General features: G+C 72.7%; 9 protein-coding genes and 1 pseudogene. 5 read left to right on the forward strand and 5 right to left on the reverse strand.

The window, feature by feature from the left end; all coding sequences use genetic code 11:
• Window positions 1–18 precede the first annotated feature (18 nt).
• Complete coding sequence (locus BM242_RS30820; RefSeq protein WP_093839084.1) at window positions 19–10,572, reverse strand: LamG-like jellyroll fold domain-containing protein; 10,554 nt, start codon at window positions 10,570–10,572, stop codon at window positions 19–21.
• A gap of 289 nt (window positions 10,573–10,861) precedes the next feature.
• Window positions 10,862–11,608: a DsbA family protein gene (locus BM242_RS13780; RefSeq protein WP_093839085.1), complete on the reverse strand. Its 747-nt coding sequence runs from the start codon at window positions 11,606–11,608 to the stop codon at window positions 10,862–10,864.
• Between the two features lie 126 nt (window positions 11,609–11,734).
• Here BM242_RS13780 and BM242_RS13785 point away from each other — a divergent pair, with 126 nt between their 5' ends.
• The 3 genes from BM242_RS13785 (at window position 11,735) to BM242_RS13795 (ending at window position 14,917) form a co-directional block, all read left to right on the forward strand.
• Entirely contained in the window at window positions 11,735–13,177 is a 1,443-nt protein-coding gene (locus BM242_RS13785; RefSeq protein ID WP_139238332.1) for a hypothetical protein, read from the forward strand.
• A 140-nt stretch (window positions 13,178–13,317) separates the two neighbouring features.
• On the forward strand, window positions 13,318–14,436 hold the full coding sequence (locus BM242_RS13790) for a molybdopterin-dependent oxidoreductase (RefSeq protein WP_245834066.1): 1,119 nt from the start codon (window positions 13,318–13,320) through the stop codon (window positions 14,434–14,436).
• Window position 14,437: 1 nt separating this feature from the next.
• Window positions 14,438–14,917: a hypothetical protein gene (locus BM242_RS13795; RefSeq protein ID WP_093839088.1), complete on the forward strand. Its 480-nt coding sequence runs from the start codon at window positions 14,438–14,440 to the stop codon at window positions 14,915–14,917.
• A 46-nt stretch (window positions 14,918–14,963) separates the two neighbouring features.
• On the opposite strand, the gene BM242_RS30215 is transcribed toward BM242_RS13795, so the two are convergent.
• The 3 genes and pseudogenes from BM242_RS30215 to BM242_RS13805 all read right to left on the reverse strand — a co-directional run bounded on the left by BM242_RS30215 (window position 14,964) and on the right by BM242_RS13805 (window position 17,217).
• Complete coding sequence (locus BM242_RS30215) at window positions 14,964–15,749, reverse strand: class I SAM-dependent methyltransferase (protein ID WP_245834049.1); 786 nt, start codon at window positions 15,747–15,749, stop codon at window positions 14,964–14,966.
• 170 nt (window positions 15,750–15,919) lie between these two features.
• A pseudogene (locus BM242_RS30220) lies at window positions 15,920–16,543 on the reverse strand (TIGR04282 family arsenosugar biosynthesis glycosyltransferase); the annotation flags it as partial.
• Window positions 16,540–17,217, reverse strand: coding sequence for a glycosyltransferase family 2 protein (locus BM242_RS13805; RefSeq protein WP_281254684.1), 678 nt, complete (start codon window positions 17,215–17,217; stop codon window positions 16,540–16,542). The pseudogene BM242_RS30220 and the gene BM242_RS13805, both read right to left, overlap by 4 nt.
• Window positions 17,218–17,467: 250 nt before the next feature.
• Between BM242_RS13805 and BM242_RS13810 the strand changes: the two genes are divergently transcribed.
• A complete protein-coding gene (locus BM242_RS13810; protein ID WP_093839090.1) occupies window positions 17,468–18,277 on the forward strand; it encodes a response regulator transcription factor in 810 nt (269 codons plus the stop codon).
• The gene (locus BM242_RS13815) at window positions 18,274–19,401 is read left to right on the forward strand and encodes a sensor histidine kinase (protein ID WP_245834051.1); all 1,128 of its coding nucleotides are present in this window, start codon (window positions 18,274–18,276) and stop codon (window positions 19,399–19,401) included. The genes BM242_RS13810 and BM242_RS13815 overlap by 4 nt, the downstream gene beginning before the upstream one ends.
• Window positions 19,402–19,419 lie beyond the last annotated feature (18 nt).

Here is a 19,419-nt window from a genome sequence, read left to right on the forward strand (position 1 = left end):
GCTCGAGCCCATCAACACTTAGCCACATTGCTTACTCTTCTGAGGGAGATTGGGAACAACGACATCGAACAGCTCACCTTCTTTAGTGTATGCCTGCATCCTTATCCCTGACGGCACGAGATCACCAGGGTCTTCATATATCAGTTGACCAGAATAGACGACGGGATTACGTGCCTCCAATTGCTTTCGAATCTTCCACTCACATCGCGCCATGCCACTCTGATTCATCTGACTATAACCAGTGAAGAGATTTTCGGTCCGCCACTCCCCATAGAATTTGTCGGCAATTATATGAGTGCGATGATATATCGTGACTCGATTCTCCACGTTCCCTTGAGTAGGAAATCCAGCCACATAAGGTTCACCATTGTCGTCACGTGCGGCCCCCTTCGGCTTGACGTCTCCGGGGCAATAAAGGGCCGTTGCGCCGGTCGGCCTTCCACTTTCCGTGGGCTGGTAATGATACCTGCTTTCTCGAGGTTTAGAGCAAGGGTCCTCGCGGTTGTTGACTCCCGGCCCGCCCGGCTCTCCTTCGGCGGGGGAGGGTTGGGATTGATTTCCCGCCCGTTCGGGAGTAAATGCCTCACTGGAGAAGAATTTGAGAATCTCTTCTTCAGTAATCTCGTCGCTCCAGGGCATACCGGGCTGCCAGCGGCCACTGTCAGGGTTCCAGTCGCGCTGGGGGGCGGGGCGGGTGGGGGCGGGCTCGCGGGGGTTCTGGGGGATGAAGGGGATCGGAGCAGTGCCGCGGCCGCTGGGGCCCGCTCCCCTGCCCCCGCTGGTGCCACGGGCGAAGCCGCCGCCCGCCGGGATCGCGCTGCCGCCGGGGCCGCTGCTGCTGCCGGGACCGCTGCCCGGCTTGTTGCGGGCAGGCGGGCGGTTCCATCGGGATCGCCACAGGAAGTCCTGCTCAGCGGCCCACGCTGCTGTTGCGGCAGCGGCCGCAGCCTGGGCAGCGGCTCTGGCAGCAGACTGAGCCGCGCCGAGTGAAGGCGACCACGGCGAGACTGCGGCGGCCCCGGCGCCAGTACCGACGGCGACCAAGCCAGACTTGGTCTTCGTCCTGTTCTTCAGCCAGTTGTAGCCGATCGGCTCGAGCTTGGGCAGCGTGAGGGTGGCCGGGTTCTGGCTCGCGTAGTAAGCCATGCCCACTGCGACTGCCCCGGCAACAGCCGCCGCCGCGACGGCCGCGAGTGCCCAATGTCCGGTGGGGTCGGTGTGGAGGAGGGGGGAGGCGTTGGCGTAGGTGTAGCGGTTGGCGGCGATGGAGGGGGTTGGGGGGAGGAGCCAGGTGTCGCGGGAGGAGAAGGTGCCGGTGCCGGGCTGGTACCAGCGGGAGGCCATGTTGATGTCGCCGCTGTCGGGGTCGGTCCAGCCGGACTGGTAGCCGAGCGAGGGCGCGGGGCCGGTGGCGGCGAGGGTTTCACCGAAGGGGTCATAGGCCCGGGAGGTGGTGAGGGCGGGGGTGGGCTCGTCGGTGGCGATGCCTGCGACGACATCGGTGTGCTGGTCGGTGATCAGCCAGGAGGTGGCGTCGGAGGTGGCGTCGGTGGAGGTGAGGAGGGCGCCGCCGGGGGTGCGGGTGTAGTGGGTGGTGCCGTCCGAGAGGAGGTTGTTGGAGCCGCCGTCGTAAAGGAACGGGGTGCCGTTGTGGGTGGTGACGCGGTCCAGGGAGTCGTAGGTGAACGTGGTGGACCCGTCGGTGATCTTGCGTTCGAAGGCGTCGAAGGTGAGGGTGCGCGGGTCCTCGCCGGGGGCGGTCACGGTGGAGAGGGTGCCGCGCGGGGTGTGCGTGTAGTGGGTGGAGCCTTCGGTGAGGAGGCGGTTCCGTTCGTCGTAGGTGGAGGTCACACCGTCGGCACTGGTGCGGTTGCCGGCGGCGTCCCAGGTGTAGTCGGTGGTGGTGCCGTCGCGGGTCCAGGAGGTCAGGCGGCCGGCGTCGTCGTAGGTGTAGGTGTTGCTGCCCGCTCCGGCCGTGCCCCGGGTGGTCTTGGCGGTGAGGCGGTTGTCGATGTCGTAGGTGTAGTCGATCGCGGAGAGTTCGGTTGCGGTGGCCGGATCGGTGATGGTGTCGGAGGCGAGACGGCCCAGGTCGTCGTAGGTGTAGCTGCGGCGGGCGCTGCCGCTGGTTTCGGTGGTGAGGCGGCCGGCGGCGTCATAGGTGAAGGAGACGCCGGTGCCGTTGACGGAGTGGGTGGCGGTGGCGAGCTGGTCGCGGGCGGTGTGGGTGTAGCTGGTGGTTCCCTGGGCGTCGGTGCGGGAGGCCATGTTGCCGCCCGCGTCGTAGGTGTAGGAGACGTTCCCGGCGGGGCCTTCGGCGGTGAGGAGCTGGCCGCGGTCGTTGTAGGTGTAGGTGTTGGGGGCGAGGAGGGCGTTGGTGGCGCCCTCGGTGATCATGCGGCCGATGAGGTCGTAGGTGAAGTGCCGGTCCCGGGTGGCGGCTTCGGCGGCGGTGCCGGTTTCGTGGATCATCCGGCCGAGTGCGTCATAGGTGCGGGTGCGGGTGACGCCGCCGGGGAGACGGTCCTGCACCGGGCGGGCGGCGGCGTCGTAGAGGGTGGTCCAGGTGCGGTCGGCCAGGGCCGGGTGGGCGTCGGTGGCGGGCTCGATGGTGGATTCCGGCAGCCCCCAGGCGTTGAACGTGTAGTGGGTGGTGTTGCCCCGGGGGTCGGTGAGGCGGGTGCGGTTGCCGTTGGCGTCGTAGCCGAAGGTGGTGACGAGCGAGGTGGCGCTGGTGATGGGCTCGGTCTGTTCGGTGACGCGGCCCATGGCGTCGAAGACGGCGGTGGTGCGGGCGCCGGTGGGTGAGATGTCGGCGGTCTGGTGCCCCTCGGCGTCGTACTCGGCCCGGATGGAGCGCTGGACGGTGGCGGCCGTGCCGTAGTCGTCCACGCGGACGGGCAGGCCGAGATGGTTGTAGTGGGTGACCGACCGGTGGTCCAGGGCGTTCCGGGTCTCGGTGACGCGGCCGAAGGCGTCGTAGGTGTTGGCCGTGAGCAGACCGGTGGCATCCCGCACGGTGAGGGGCTCGCCGGCCGCGTTGTAGGCGGCCTCGGTCCAGGTGCCGCGCGGGGTGACCGACCTGGTCTGGCGGCCGGCGTCGTCCCAGGTGTAGGTGGTGGTCAGGTTCTGGGGCGTCGGGTACCGCTCGACGACGGTGCTGGTGAGGCGGCGGCCGAGTTCATCGTAGGTGGCCTCGGTGCGGGCGCCGGCGGGGTCGGTGGCGGAGAGCTGGAGGCCGGTCGGGGTCCAGGTGTAGGTGTGCAGGCCGCGGCCGTCGGGGGTGGTGTTGGTGGTGAACGGGTCCGGGGTGGGCGAGGTGCCGGAAGGCAGGCCGGGGCCGTCGGGGTGGGGATCGGTCCGCTGGGTGAGGTGGCCGAGCTGGTCGTAGGCGAACTCCGTGACGTTGCCCAGCGGGTCGGTGGTGGAGAGGACGTTGCCCAGGCGGTCGTAGACGGTGGTGGTCAGGGCGGTGAGGGTGGTGCCGTCCGGCCGGGTGTAGTCGGGGAGCCGGGTCTCGGTGGGGCGGCCGAGGAGGTCGAGGGTGTGGCTTGTGGTGTTGCCCTCGGCGTCCCGGACGGCGGTGGTGTCGCCGAAGGTGTTGTAGCCGGTGAGGACTTCGGGGCGGTGGGCGACGGCGGGGTCGCCGTCGCGTTCCACCATGACCGGCGGGGAGGTCGCGGCGACAAGGCGGCCGTGGGTGTCGTAACGGAAGTCGGTGGTGTGGGCGTCCGGGTCGGCGCCGGTCTCCGTGCCGCGCGGGCTGACGGTGGCGGTGACCTGGCCGAGCTGGTTGTAGTGGTGGCGGGTGGTGGAGGAGGAAACCGCGTCGGAGAGGGTCTCGGTGAGGACGTTGCCGGCCGGGTCGTAGGTGTAGGAGGCGGCCAGGTACGGCGTGGTGGACCCGCCACCGGTCTGGCGGGTTTCCAGGACGCGGTCGTCGTTGTCGTAGGCGAAGGTGGTGCGGCGGTCCAGGCCGTCGGGATCGAGGACCGAGGCGGCGGTGCGCCCGGTGGCGTCGTACTCGTGGGTGACGGTGGTGGTGCCGTTGCCGGTGGTCTGGCGTATCAGGTGGCCGGCGGGGTCATAGGTGTTGCTTTCCAGGACGATGTCGCGGGTGGTGCCGTCGGACTGGGTGACGTCGTGGGCGGTGGTGGTGGCGAGCAGGCCGTCGTCGAAATAGGTGTGGGAGACGGTGGCGCCCATGGCGTCGGTGACGGAGGCGAGGCGGCCGGCCGGGTCGTAGGCGCGTGATTCCAGCACCAGGTCGCGAACGCCGCCGGCCGGGTCGCCGGTCCAGTCCTCCAGGACGGTCTCGGCCAGCTGCCCGCGCGGGGTGTAGCTGTAGCGGTAGACGGTGCCCAGCGGGTCGGTCTCCCGGGTGACGCGGCCGAAGTCGTCGTGGACGTAGGTGGTGGTGTTGCCCTCGGCGTCGATGACGGCCTCGTTCTGGCCGAGGGTGTTGTAGAGGTAGCTGGTGGTGCGCTCGGGGTCGCCGCCGGTCAGGTCGGCGACGGTCTCGGTGAGCAGATTGCCGTCGTCGTCGTAGGTGCGGCGGATCTCCGGGGTGTGGGTGGTGCCGGTGATCTCGTTGACCGCGCCGGGCGCGGTTTCCCGGACGATCCGGGACATGGAGTCGTAGACGTAGGTGGTGGTGAGGCCGTCCGGGTGGGCGTCGGAGACGACGGTCTGCGAGGTCTGGCGGCCGAGCCCGTCATAGTCGTACTCGGTGACCGCGCCGGAGGGCGCGGTGATGCGGGCGATGTCGCCGCCTGCGTAGTAGTCGTAGGAAGTGACGGCGCCGCCGGTGGTGGTGATGGACTTGACCAGGCCGGCCGGCACCGTGCCCCCGTCGGCCGCGGCCTCGGTGCCGTCGGTGTAGGTGCGGGACGAGGAGCGGCCGTCGGCCAGGGTGGTGGTGGCGGGCAGGCCGAGCGGAGTGTAGGTCGTCGTGGTGCGGTATGTCTCGTCGGCCGGGTCCTGGGAGCGGGCGTCGCTCATCGTCAGCACGGCGCCGTTGCGCGGGTCGAGCGGGTCGGACTCGTTGTGGAAGTGGGTGGCGAAGGAGGTCTGGCAGTTGCCCGGCCCCCGGCAGGTGCTGGTGGAGACGACATTGCCGTGCTTGTCGTGTCCGGTGATGACCGAATTGCCGTTGGGGTCGGTGACGGTGTGCTGGAAGCCGCCGGTGTCGTAGGCGTAGCGGGTGACGCCGCCCTCGGCGTCGGTGGCGGCGGTGGTGCGCCAGCCGCGCAGCACGTCGTAGCTGGTGCTGGTGGTGTTGCCGGCCGGGTCGGTGACGGTGACGGTGGCGCCCAGGGAGTGGGTCTCGGGCTGGGTCTGGGCCAGATAGTGGGCCCGTACCTGGTCCTCGGTGAGCGTGTGCCGGTAGAGCGCCACCTCGTCGATGACGCCCTCGTAGCTGTAGGTGCCGCCCGGCAGGCCGATCCAGTCGGGACTGGCGTAGCCGGTGCCGATCAGGCCGTGGCTGAGGCCGGGCTCGGATATCTGCCCGTCGAAGGTGCCGATCTGCTCGCCGTCGAGATAGAGGGTCTGGGTGGTCCCGGCGCCGGCGAGCACCACATGGTGCCAGGCGTAGTCGTTGACGGCCTGCGGGCTGGTGATCGGGTCGGCGCCGCCCAGTCCGGCGACCCACCATTCGCCGCGCAGCTTGCCCGCGCCGTCCACGCTCAGTACCGGGTGCCAGTGGCTGGGGGTTTCGCCGGCCGGCGCGTTCTGCCAGGCCAGCAGCACCCCGCCGGTCTCCCGGGTGCGGAACCAGAGTTCGGCGGAGAGCTCGTCGGTGCCGGCGACGATGGTGCCGGGGAAGTCCACATGGTCGCCCGGGTTGCTCAGCCGCAGCGAGGTGCCGTTGCCGGGGCCGAAGACTCCTTCGGTGTTGAGGCTGGTCGGGTAGGTGCCGGTCAGGGTGGCGTCGCGGCCGGCGATCTCGTCGGCGACCAGGGTGCCGGTGCGTTCGTCGAGTTTCCAGTAGGCGGCCGGGGCGCTGCCGCGCACCGCGTGCTCATAGTTCTCGCCGGTGCCGGCGATCAGCCAGCGGCGCAGCCGGTGCCGGGTCCAGATCCGGTCCCGGTCGTATTCGACCTCGCCGCCGAAGCCGGAGGCCCACACGGTGTCGTCGTAGACGGCGACATCGGCGATCTGGCCGGTGAAGTTGAAGTGCCCGTTGCCGGTTTCGCCGCCCCAGCTCGGTGAGGCGACGCCGCCGCCGATATAGGCGTAGGGCAGGCGCTGGGTGTCGGTGCCGTGGGTGTTGCTCGCCTGAAGCCGTCCGTCGAGGAAAAGGGCCTGGCCCGAGGAGTCGCCGGTGAGCAGGGCGTGGTGCCACTCGTCGTCGTCGACGGCCGTCTGTGACATCAGGGTGGTGTCGTCGCCGGGGAAGCGGAAGCGTCCGCGCAGCATGCCGTCGGAGTCGACCAGCAGCATGGGCCACCAGGCGGTGGCGTCGTCGCCGAAGGGCGCGTCCTGCATGCCGATCAGCACGCCGTGGGAGTCGGTTCTGAACCACAGTTCGACGGTCTGCCGCCCGGTGGTGCCCCATGCCTCGGCGGGGATCTGGACCGCGCTGTCACCGTCGAAGAGGGGGGCGGTGGTGTCGCCGCCGGCGAAGGGTCCGGCGCCGCGCCGGAGAGTGTCCAGGTAGGTGCCGTTGAGGTGGTCGCCGAGCGGGCTGGCGGCGACGGCCCCGGCCGGGTCGTCCAGCCGCCAGTAGCCGGTGGGGCTGTCGGCCCGCACGAAGTCGGTGTAGGCGGCGGAGCCGCCCGAGTAGCCGGGCGCGGAGATCTGCCAGGTGCCGCCGCCTGCGTCGGTGTGGGTGGTGATACGGGCGGTGGTGGTGTCGTAGGTGTTGGTGGCGTGGGTCCGCCCGGAGGGCAGGGTCACCGTGGTCATCAGGCCGCGGGCGGTGCGGGCGGCGTAGTGTTCGGCGACGGTGGCCGCGTCCAGCGGGCGGTGATGGACGGCGACATCGTCCATCTGACCGGTGAAGTAGCGGACTTCTGAGGGGCCGCCGTCCCAGCGGGAGTCGGACCAGCCGGCACCGAGATAGGTGTAGGACTGGTCCCGGTGGCCCAGCGGGCCGGTGCGGCTGCCCTGCGGCAGGCCGTCGAGGTAGAGGGTCTGACTGGTGCCGGCGGCGGTGAGGACGGCATGGTGCCACTGGCCGTCGGTGACGGTCGCGGTGCTCTTGATCGGGTCGATGGCGTCGACCTGGCCGGTGTAGAAGAAGCCGCTGAGCCTGCCGTCGGCGTCGACGGTGAGCGGCGGGTTCTTCTGGCTCGGGTAGCCGTCCTCCAGTGGGCTGTTCTGGAAGCCGATCAGCACGCCGGGCTGGGTGGTCCTGAACCACAGCTCGATGGTGAGGAAGGTCGAGGTGCGCAGGGTGTCGTCGGGAAGCCGGACGGAGGAGTCGGTGCCGTTGAAGGTGACGGCGGTGTCGTCGCTGCCGGCCAGCGCGCCGGGCGCGCCGTACTCGACGTTGTAGTACTCGGCGTGGTTGAACCCGGTGCGGGACGGGGCGACGCTGTGGGCGAGTTCGCCGCCGGTCTCGCCCAGCGGCCAGTAGGAGACGGGGCTCTCGTCCAGGACTGCGGAGCGGTAGAGGGAGCCGTCCTGGTACTGGTAGCGGGTGCAGGCGGTGGGTTCGTCCGGCGGGCACACCTGGGTCAGCCGTCCGTCGGTGTACTGGTAGCTCCAGGTCAGCCCGGTGCCGCCGGTCTCGGCGGGGCTGGTGGTGACCGACGAGACGTGCGGTCCGTCCCAGGTGAAGTCGAGGTGGCGGCCGGAGACCGCGTCCGTGGCCCTGGTGAGTCTGCCGGCGGTGTAGGTGAGGAGCTGCTCCCGCCCGGCGCCGTCGGTGAGGGTGGTGAGGTGTCCGTCGGCGTCGAAGGTGTGGGTGGCGGTGTCGGTGGTGCGCAGCACCCAGCCGCCGGTGGCCGGTACGGCGGTGAGGGTGTCCGCGCTGCCGGGCGGCGGGGTGTAGCTGCCGTCGGCGTTGAGTCCGAACCGGACCCGCCGGCCGCTGGCCAGGGTGACGACGACGTTGCCGGCGGCGTCGGCCTCGGCCCGCATGTCCCACCGGCTCGTCCAGCCCTGGCCGAAGGCGGTGTCGGTGCGGGGGTCCAGGGAGTTGTAGGTGCGGATGACGGCGAGTTCCGGGCCGACGGCGGCGATGGAGGCGTCGGTGGCCGAGGTGGCGTAGTTGCCGATGCGGGCGCCGAAGTCGTGGCCCATCTCCCCGCCGAGGTAGCCGGTCACGGCGGGCTGCGGCACCTTGACCGAGAAGAGGGAGGGGTTGGGCCGCAGGGAGGTCGCGCTGCCGTCCCAGACGTAGGCGTACCAGGCGTAGGTCTTGTTCCAGGCCAGCCAGCCGTCGGGCACGGTCCAGTTGGGGCTGGTGGAGCGGGTCCCCTGGCGGCAGTTCTTGCGGGTGTTGGCGCCGTCCGCCTCGCAGACCTCGAAGGTGTACTGGAGGGTCGCGCTTGGGTAGTGGTCGGGGTCGCTGCCCTTGGCCCACAGGGTGGGGGTGAGGGTCTCGAAGGCGGCTCCGCTGCCGGGTGCCGCCGCGATGAGCGCGGGCGGGATGTTGACCGTGGAGATCTTCACCGCCGCCCCGGGGATACCGACGTTGGTGAAGCGGGCCGTCCCGTAGTCCGTCATGGTCCAGACGAGGGTGTAGGTGCCCGGCTGCAGCGCGGCGATGGCGGCATCGACGGTGACGGCCTCGCCCGGGGAGACGTTCTCCGGCATCAGGGTGAAGCGGCGCAGGGCTGAGCTGGTCAGCTCGGTGCCGGAGGAGTTGTAGAGGTGGTAGGTGAGCTGGTAGTCGCCGCCGGTGGGCCACATCTCGGTGCCCTGGTTGCGGACGGTCACCTTCATGGTGCCGTCCTGGGTGGCGGTCACCGGCGTGACGAGCTGTCCGGGTGCGTAAGTGGCGCCGTATTTGGTCCAGGTGACGTCGAGGCTGGGCTTGCCGTTGGGGTAGAGGTCGGAGCCGAACTGCTTCCAGCCGAGGGAGTCGGTGGTGGACGCCTTGAGGGCGAGGCCGTAGTTGTTCCTTCGGCCGTGCGTCCAGTCGTCCACGAGTTTGCGCCCCGCCTCGCCCAGGGGTATGGACTCCCAGGCCGGGGCGCAGGTCCAGGACGTGGTGCCGGCGGGCCGCCAGCCGTGGGCGAAGCTCTTGCTGGTGAGCGCGGCCCCGGTGCTGGGGCCGGGATAGTTCGCGAGGGTGGTGGGGTCCCAGTTCTGGGTGATGGTGTGGACGGTGACGGGCCGGCTGTTGCAGGAGTAGGACCAGTTGTTGTACAGGGAAAGCCGGGCTCCGAGGACCCAGGCGTTGTTGAGGGTGCTGTTGACCCCGGAGAACCGCATGAACGCCGCGGCGGTGCTGGTGCCGCCGTCGTGGGTGCCCACCTTGAGCACGGTGTCGTCGTTGAAGTTGGTGTTGTAGGGCTTCTGCACGTAGGTCGCCGACGAGGTGGTGATCGCGGTGACGCTGGTGATGGTCGGGTCGACCCGGACCGGGTAGACCCGCTCGGGGTCGGCAAGCCATTCCGCGTCGAGGGTGACCGTGAGGACCTGGCCGCCGTTTTCGCCGCTCAGTGTGTACGCGACGCCGTCGCTGATCGCTCCTTCGCCGGAGTGTTCGCCGAGATCGGCGTCCTGCATCCAGCCGGGCGGCATCCAGGCGCGCCGCACGCCGGCCGCGTCGGTGAAGGCGATACCGCCGCTGTCGTCCAGTGCGGCGGTCAGCCCTTCGAGGTGGAGCGGGAAGTGCCACTCGGTGGGGGCAGCGGGGTCGTCGAGGACCAGGGTCTCCTTGATCGTTTCGCTGCCGGCGATGAATTCCAGGTCGGCGGTGCCCAGCACATCGGGGTAGCGGATCAGCGCGCCCTCGGCGCTGCCCGGGGAGGGCTGGGCGCCGGTGAGTGAGAAGCCGACGGCGTGCTGCGCGTCCAGCCGCAGGGTGGCCAGCGGGTCGGCGGCGGCGTGCGGGCCGAAGGAGATGCCGACTTCGGTGGAGGTGGTGGACCAGCCGTCCACCGACTGGGTGCTGAGCCCGGTGGGGATCTCACGCCGCAGGGTGGGGTCGATCTCCTGCCAGTCGCCGTCCGAGTTGCGGAAGTTGACCGGCTCGTTGAAGTAGCGGGTGGTGAAGGTGCCGTCCTGGTTGAGGTAGGTGCGGGAACGCTCGTCGCGCTTGTCCGCCACCTCGACACTGGCCTGCTCGTCGAAGCTGTTCCCCGGGGGCTCCCCCACTCCGCGGGTGCCGAGGAATTCGGCCGATGCCGGGTCGAGGGGAGGCCGGGTGTCGCCGAGATCCTGCGGGCCGGAGAGGTCTTCCTCCGCCGGGAGTTCGCCGGGAGCGGTACCCGGTGCGCGGCCCTTCCCGGTCGTGGCGGTGGTGTCGGCGGACGGGGCGCGATGTCCGCGGCCGTCCGCGGCGTCCCAGGACTGCTCCGGACGACGGCCCGGGTCGGCGGCTGCCGGTGAGCGGTCCCGCTGCCACTGGGCGGCTGCCGCCGCGGCCGTCTCAGTACCGGTCAGGACCGCCATCAGGACGGCAAGAACGAGAACCAGCGAGCGCCGAATGGGCACAAGAACCCCCCGCGTCCACAACAAATGCGCGATGAAGCTACCCAACAGCCCTTAGTGACACAAGACTTATTTCACTTTTACATGGCACCCTCAGCAATGGCGCCGGATTTTCCCGGGCATTGGGTGCAACTCGGGTGCGGAAGTGTGTTGTCGGGTGAACGGGGATGGGACGGCGGACGCCCCGAAGGGGGTGCTTCGGGGCGTCGGGTGCCGGTCGGCGGTGGGGGGCGGGGTGGGGTGGGGTGGGTCAGGAGGCGGCGATGTCGTTGACGCGGCGGCGGAGGCTGTCGGGGGTGAGGGGTTCGCTGCGGTCGCCGTAGATGTTCTCGCCGTTGAGCAGCAGGGTGGGCGTGGCGTTGTAGTCGGAGTTCTCGAAGTGGGCGTTCATGCGGGCGACCTCGGCCTCGTGGGCGCCGTCCCTGACGCACTGCTGGAAGGCCTCGCCGCCCAGGCCCTCGACCTCCCCGGCGAGCTGGATCAGGTAGTCCTTGTCGGCGAAGGCGTCGTCCTGCTCCGGCGGCTGGTTGACGAAGAGCACATCGTGGTATTCGGTGAACTTGCCCTGGTCCTCCGCGCACAGCGCGGCGTTGGCCGCGTTCAGCGAGCCGTCGCCGCCGAGATTGTCGTCGATGATGGTGACCAGGTAGTACTCGGCGCGCAGCTTGCCCTCCTCCTGGAGCGCGTGGACGGTGTCGCTGAAGTTGGTCTCGAACTGGCCGCAGGCCGGGCAGCGGAAGTCCTCGTAGACGGTGAGCACCGCGGGGGCGTCGGCCGGTCCCTGGGTGACCGGATCGGCGGCCTCACCGTCCGATGCCCGGCTGTCGCCCGCGTTGGCCGCGAAGTAGCCGGCCACTCCGACCACCGCCAGCACGGCGACCGCCGATCCCAGCACCTTGGCCAGCCGCAGCCGTTTCTCCGCGGCCTGTTCCCTGGCCCGCTCGGCCGCCAGGCGCTCGCGGGCGGCGCGCTTCCCCGCACGGTTCTTCTCGCTCATACCCGGGCCAACGAACCGGGCCGGAGCAGGACACGCCGGGCATGATCATCATGAGGATCTGACGATGTGGTGACGCCCGCCCGATCATCTGCGGCCTGCGGAGTTCCCGGCCGTAGCGTGAGAAACGTGACCGCGCAGACGACACGGACCGGCGGCCGGCGGCAGGCCGGGCAGGCAAGACAGGCACGGCAGGAGACGAGCGGGGGGCGCCGGGCCGCGGGCCGCGGTGCCCGGTGGGACGCGGGGGTGGTGGCGGCGGCCGGGGTGCTGTTCGCCGTGGCCGCCGTCGTGGGCCACGCGCTCAACGACGACAACCGCCTGCATCTCCACTGGCCGCCGCTCCTCGCCCACTACAAACTGCACTTCGGCCCCGGATCGGTGGCCGCGCCCCTGGTCGCGCTGCTGATCGTGGTGCACGGCCCGGCGCTGGCCGCCCGGCTGCCCTGGCGGCGGCTGCTGCTGGCCGGCTGGATGTCCGCCCTGGCCTGGACCATCTCGCTGGGCCTGATCGACGGCTGGCAGCGCGGCATCACCAGCCGGCTGGCCAAGCGCAGCGAGTATCTGACCGAGGTGGACCAGGTGACCGGTCTGGGCGTCTTCCTGTCCACCTTCACCGACCGCATTCTGCTGGACTCGGAGAACAACTGGACGATCCATGTGGCCGGGCATCCGCCCGGGGCGCTGCTCACCTTCGTGGGCCTGGACCGGATCGGCCTGTCCGGCCCCACCTGGGCGGCCTGGTTCGTGCTGCTCACCGGCGCCTCGCTGGTGCCCGCGGTGCTGGTGACGCTCCGGGCGCTGGGCGGCGGCCGGGAGCTGTGGGCCCGCCGGGCCGCGCCGTTTCTGGTGCTGGCCCCGGCGGCGGTGTGGCTGGGGGTGTCGGCGGACGCCTATTTCGCGGCGGCCGGGGCCTGGGCGCTGGCGCTGCTGGCGCTGGCCGCCACCGGACGGGTCCGGGCGCCCTGGGCGGCGGCGCTCGGCTCCGGGCTGCTGCTGGGCTGGCTGCTCTATCTCTCCTACGGAATGGTGCTGCTGGCGGTGCCGGCGGTGGCGGTGCTGCTGCTGGCCGGGAACCGGCGTCCGCTGCCGTGGACGCTGGCGGGGGTGCTGACGGTGACGGCGCTGTTCACGGCGGGCGGCTTCTGGTGGTTCGACGGATACTTCACCCTGTACGAGCGCTACTACCAGGGGGCGGCCTCGGACCGGCCGTACGCCTATTTCCTCTGGGCCAATCTTGCGGCGCAGGTGCCGGTGCTGGGCCTGGCCGGGCTGGTGGCCCTGCGCCGGGCGGGCGCGGTGGCCCTCCGGGAGCGGCGGTCCGGGTGGCGGGCGGCCTGGCGGGAGCCGCGCGGGGTGCTGCTGTCGCTGGTCGCGGCGGCGGTGCTGGCGGCGCTGATCGCGAATCTGTCCGCGATGAGCAAGGCCGAGACGGAACGCATCTGGCTGCCCTTCACGGTCTGGATGCTCGCGGCGGCGGCGCTGCTGCCGCGCCGTTCGGTGCGCTGGTGGCTGGCCGCGCAGGCGGCGGTAGCGATCACGGTGGACCATCTCTTCTACACCGGGTGGTGAGCGGGATGCGACGGGCGCGGGGAAAGGGGAGGCCCGGGCGGCTGCCGGTGCCGGTGCCGGTGGCGTCCCGTACGGCGGCGTCCGGGGAGCGGCTGGTGTTCCGGTTCCGCAACCGGCTGCATCATCCGCGCACCGCCACCATGGTCGGCCGGTGGCTCGGGCTGGGCGTGCTGGTGTGTTTTCTGACCGGGCTGATCAGCCATCTGCTCCAGACGCCGCCCGGCTGGCTGGTCCCGTATCTGCCGACCCGGCCGGTCTGGGGCTACCGGGTGACGCAGGGGCTGCATGTGGCGACCGGGATGGCGCTGGTGCCGCTGCTGCTGGCCAAGTTGTGGACGGTCTATCCGCGGCTGTGGGTCTGGCCGCCGGTGCATTCGGTGCGGCATGCGCTGGAGCGGCTGTCCATCGCGGTGCTGGTGTCGGTGGCGCTGCTGGAAGTGCTGATGGGCCTGATGAACGTGGTCCAGTGGTACGGCTGGCCGTTCGGCTTCCGGGATGTGCACTGGGCGCTGGCGTGGGTGCTGGTGGGCGCGCTGCTGCTGCATGTGGCGGTCAAGGCACCGGTGATCGCCGCCCACTGGCGGCGTCCCCGGCCGGCCGTCGTACCGCCGCCCGCCCCGCCGCAGCCGGGCGGTGACGGCGACGGGGACGGCGACGGCGACGGGGAGGAGCGGGACCGGCGGGGGTTCCTGCTGGGCGTGGGCGCGGCGGTGGGCGTGGTGACCGTGGTGACGGTCGGCCAGTCCGTCACCCCGCTGGCCCCGGCCGCGCTGCTCGCCCCGCGCCATCCCGGCCACGGCGACCAGGGCCTGCCGGTCAACCGCACCGCCGCCCAGGCCGGGATCGACGAGGCGGCACTGGCCGGCTGGCGGCTGCGGGTGAGCGGCGCCCGCGAGGAGTTCGCGCTCTCCCTCGCGGAGCTCGGCGCGCTGCCGCGGCACCGGGCCGAGCTGCCCATCGCCTGTGTGGAGGGCTGGAGCGTCTCCGCCCGCTGGGAGGGCGTCCGCCTGCGGGATCTGCTGGACCGGGCGGGGATCGGCGAGGGCGAATCGGTGCGGGTGGTCTCGCTCCAGGCGCGCGGCGGCTGGCGGGTGATGGAGATGGGCCCGGCCTACATCCGCGATCCGCTGACCCTGCTGGCGCTGCGGCTGAACGGCGAGACGCTCTCCCTGGACCATGGCTTCCCGGCGCGGATCATCGCCCCCAACCGCCCCGGTGTATGGCAGACCAAGTGGGTGCACCGGATCGAGGTGCTGTGAGATGCCGGCGGACCGGTGGCGGAAGGACCGGACGGCGGCGCGGGTGCTGCGCCTGCTGCTGGGGGCGGCCGGACTGGTGCTGATGGGCACGGGTCTGCGGCTGCTGGCGGTGGAGACGACCCCGGGTGACCCGCAGCGGGTGGCGGTGTGGCTGGGCGGCGTGGTGCTGGTCCACGATCTGCTGCTGGTGCCGCTGGTGCTGGCGGCCGGGCTGGTGCTCGGCGGGCTGCTGGGCGGCGGGCCGGGCCGGGGCGTGCTGCGCGCCGGGCTGGTGACGGCGGGCAGTGTGACGCTGGTGGCGGCGCCCGCGCTGCTGCGGCCGGGCGCGGTGAACAATCCCACGGCGCTGCCGCTGGACTATCCGCGCAACTGGGCGCTGGTGACCGGCGCGGTGCTGCTGGCCGCGGTGGCGGCCGGGGTGTGGCGGCGGCTGCGCGCGGCGGCCCGCCGCGGCCGGCCGGCGGCACCGCCGCCGCCCTGACCCCCGCGCCCCCGCCGCGGCGGGGGCGGGGCCGGCCGGGGCGGGGTCAGGGCCGGCGACGGGCGTCGAGCAGCAGGAAGTGCCGTCCGCGGAAGCGCCACTGGGCGGCGGTGCGCCAGCCGGTGCGTTCGGCGTGGCCGCGCAGCGCGGCCCGGCCGGCCCGCGCCCACGGGAAGGACGGGCCGTGCTCGCCGCGGCCGTTGTCCAGCCGGGCGCGCAGCCGTTCGTCCACGCCGACCGGGGCCGCCTCGGCCAGCAGCCGGCCGCCGGGGGCGAGGAGTTCGCGGATCCGGGCGAGCAGGGCGGGCGGATCGCCGCCGATGCCGATGTTGCCGTCCAGCAGCAGGGCGCTGCCCCATTCGCCCTCCTGCGGCAGCGGGTCGAAGACCGAGGCGAGCAGGGCGGTGGCGCCGGCCGCGCGGGTCCGTTCGACGGCCGCCGGGGTGATGTCGATGCCCAGCGCGGGCTGTCCGCGGCGCGCCAGTTCGGCGGCCATCCGGCCGGGGCCGCAGCCGATGTCCAGCACGCTGCCCCGGCACTGGCGCAGGACGGAGCGGTCGGCCTCGTCCGGTCCGGCGCACCAGCGTTCGATGTCCAGCGGCAGCAGCCAGCCGTCCGGGCGGCGCAGGAAGAGCGGCCCGCGGCCGGCGCGCAGCGCGTCGGCGTACAGGTCCGCGGACCAGGGCGTCCGCCGGCGGGCGGTGGTCGCGGCAGCGGCGGCGGGCCGGGCGGCCGGTGCGGCGGAGACGGCGGAGGAGACGGGGGTGGACGCTGAGGAGGCGGAGGACGGTGAGGAGGCACGGTCGGCGACGGGCGTGGAGACGGTCGTCACCGGGCACCCGCCCCCGCGTCGCCGGAGGCCCGTCTCCCGCCGTCCCCGCCGGTGGGCCGGCGTCGCACCGGGACGGGCCCGCCGGACACCGCGGCGGCCACGGGCGCCGCATCCCCGGCCGTCCCGCGCCCTGCGGGCCCTGCGGGCGGTGCGGCGGCGGCGGTGGTGGCGGTCAGGGCGGCGTGCAGGGCGGCGAACCGGGTGCCGGGCGCCTGCCGGGCGATCAGCGCCGCGTCCACCGGGGTGTCCACATCCCGCAGCACGGGCAGATCGCGCACCTCCAGTCCCGCCGCGAGCAGCCTCGCCCGCTGCTCCGCGCCCGTCCGCGCGGTGGACATCGGCACCCCGCGCACCAGGCCCGGGTCGGGCTCGGCCAGGCCGAGCGCCCAGAAGCCGCCGTCCTCGGCGGGCCCGAACCAGGCCCGCCGAGGCGGCCAGCTCCCCGGCGCGGTGGCCGGCGCCAGCAGCGCGGGGGTGAGCTGCGGGGTGTCCATGCCGACCAGCAGGGCCGGGCCGTCGCAGCCCGCGAAGGCCGCGGCGATCCGCTCGTCCAGGCCGCCCGCGCACTGCGGAACCACCTCGAAGCCGTCGGGCAGCCACTCCCCCGCCCGGCCGGCCAGCACCAGCACCCGCCGCCGGGCGGGCATCCGGCGCACGGCCCGCAGGGTGTCGGCGAGCGCCGCGGCGGCCAGCCGGGCCGCCTGCCCGGGGGTGAAGTGCGGGGTGAGCCGGGTCTTGACCCGGCCGGGCACCGGTTCCTTGGCGATCACCAGCAGCGTGGGGGCGGCGGTCACCGCAGGACCTTCCGCATGTCGCGGACGGCCTGGAAGGTGCCCCGCCAGGTGCCGGTCACCTTGGACCTGCCGGTGCGGGGCCGGTAGGCGACCTCGGTCTCCTCGATCCGCCACCCGGCGTCCGCGGCGGCCACCACCATCTCCAGCGGATAGCCGCTGCGCCGGTCGGTCAGGCCCAGTTCCAGCAGGGCCCGCCGGCGGGCCACCCGCAGCGGCCCGATGTCGTGCAGCCGCACGCCGGTGCGGCGCCGCACCATCAGGGACAGGGCCAGGTTGCCGGCCCTGGCGTGCGGCGGCCAGGCGCCGCGCCCCACCGGGCGGCGTCTGGCCAGCACCAGATCGGCGGTGCCGGCCAGCACCGGCCGGGCGGCGCGGGACACGGCCGCCGGGTCCAGGGAGGCGTCGCAGTCGCAGAAGGCGACGAGTTCGCCTTCTGCCGCGGTCAGGCCGGCGTGGCAGGCGGCGCCGAAGCCGCGGCGCGGTTCCCGGATCACGCGGGCGCCGAGCCGGGCGGCGAGTTCGCCGGAGCCGTCCGTGGAGCCGTTGTCCACCACCAGGGCGCGCCAGCCCGGGGGGACGCGTTCCAGCACCCAGGGCAGGGCGGCGGCCTCGTTCAGGCACGGCAGCACGATCTCGCCCGCCGGTTGGCCGCCGCCGGGTGCGGACCCGGGCAGCGGGCCGGTGCGGGGGCCGGTTCGGGGACCGGCCCGGCGGCCGGGCGGCGGTGCGGTGGACCGTTCGTCGGCCGGCGCGGAACCGGCCACGGTGTCGGACAGCGCGTCGGGCAGTGAGTCAGTCACCCCTCTTACCCTACGGAGACAATAGGGATATACCGGGACACTCCTCCTTACGAATTCCTGACGTCCCCCGCTCCCTCCCCCAAGGCCCCCGCGCCGGCCGGGGCCGGGTGTGACACTCGACCTCATGTCAGCAACGCATCGCCAGCGTGTCCTCGTGGTGGACGACGACCCGACCGTGACCGAGGTGGTGACCGGATATCTGGACCGCGCCGGTTACACCGTCGAGCGGGCGCAGGACGGCCCGTCCGCCCTGGCCCGCGCCGCGCACCACCCGCCGGATCTGGTGGTGCTGGATCTGATGCTGCCGGGCATGGACGGCCTGGAGGTGTGCCGGCGGCTGCGTGCCCGGCGCTCCGTCCCGGTGGTGATGCTGACCGCCCGGGGCGACGAGGAGGACCGCATCCTCGGGCTGGAGGTGGGGGCCGACGACTATGTCACCAAGCCGTTCTCCCCCCGGGAGCTGGTGCTGCGGGTGACCTCGGTGCTGCGCCGGGCCGGGACGGCGCCGGCGTCGGGGCCGCAGCTCCGCGGCGGCGGCATCGTGCTCGATCCGGTGGCCAGGACCGCACGCGACATGCGCGGCCCGCTCAGTCTGACGCTGCGCGAGTTCGACCTGCTGGCCCATCTGCTGCGCCATCCCGGGCGGGCGTTCAGCCGCGAGGAGCTGATGTCCCAGGTGTGGGGCTGGGACTTCGGCGATCTGTCCACGGTCACCGTGCATGTGCGGCGGCTGCGCCACAAGGTGGAGGCGGACGCCGCGCACCCCCGGCTGATCACCACCGTCTGGGGCGTCGGCTACCGCTTCGACGGCGGCCCGGAAGGCACGCCGGACGTGACACCCGATATGACGCGGGACGTGACACGGGACGTGACACGGGACGTGACACCGGATGTGACACGGGACGTGACACCGGAAGGGGACGGCCGGCCATGACCGAGCCGCTGCTGCTGCGCGATCTGGGCCTGATCGCCTTCTACGCCGCCGTCGGCGCCGCCCTGGCCGGCCTGCTCGGCGCGCTGGCGCTGCGCGCCGTACGGCGGCGCTCGGTGGCGGTCTCGCTGGCCGTGCTGACCGCCGTGGCGGTGGGCGCCATGCTGGCCGGCACCCTGGCCGTGGCCCAGGCCATGTTCCTGTCCGGACACGATCTCGCGGTGGTCACCATGGTCGGCGCGGTGGGCGCGCTGACCGCCACCGCCACCGCGCTGCTGCTCGGCCGCTGGGTGATCGGCGGCCACCGGGCCCTGGAGCGCGCCGCCGGCGGGCTCGGCGAGGACGGCTCCTTTGCCGCGCCGGCCACCCCGATGCCCGCCGAACTGGCCTCACTGGCCCGCGCCCTGGCCGGCGCCGGGCAGCGGCTGGCCGCCTCCCGGGAGCGGGAGCGCGCGCTGGAGGCCTCCCGCCGGGAGCTGGTCGCCTGGATATCGCACGATCTGCGCACCCCGCTGGCCGGGCTGCGGGCCATGGCCGAGGCGCTGGAGGACGGCATCGCCGACGACCCGGACCGCTACCACCGGCAGATCCGCGCCGAGGTGGAGCGGCTCAGCGGCATGGTCGGCGATCTCTTCGAACTGTCCCGCATCCAGGCCGGTTCGCTCTCCCTCTCCCCCAGCCGGATGTCCGTCTACGATCTGATCAGCGACGCCATCGTGGCCTCCGATCCGCTGGCCAGGGAGCTGGGGGTGAAGCTGGCCGACGCGGGCGTGGACCCGGTACCGGTCGAGGTGGACGGCCGGGAGATGAGCCGGGTCCTGGCGAATCTCCTGGTCAACGCCATCCGCCGGACCCCGCCCGACGGCACGGTGGCGGTCGCCGCCCGCCGCGAGCGGGACTCCGTGGTGCTCTCCGTCACCGACCAGTGCGGCGGCATCCCGCCGGAGGACCTGCCGCGGGTCTTCGACACCGGCTGGCGCGGCGAACACGCCCGCACCCCGCCCTCCGGCGCGGGCCTGGGCCTGGCCATCGTCCGCGGCATCGTCGAGGCCCACGCCGGCCGGGCCGAGGTGCACAACATCCCCGGCGGCTGCCGCTTCGACATCCGCCTCCCCGTGCCCGCCTGACCGCGGGAGCCGGCGGGC

Origin of the sequence: Streptomyces aidingensis, from assembly GCF_900112355.1 — a bacterium.
Taxonomy (GTDB): Bacteria; Actinomycetota; Actinomycetes; order Streptomycetales; family Streptomycetaceae; genus Streptomyces; species Streptomyces aidingensis.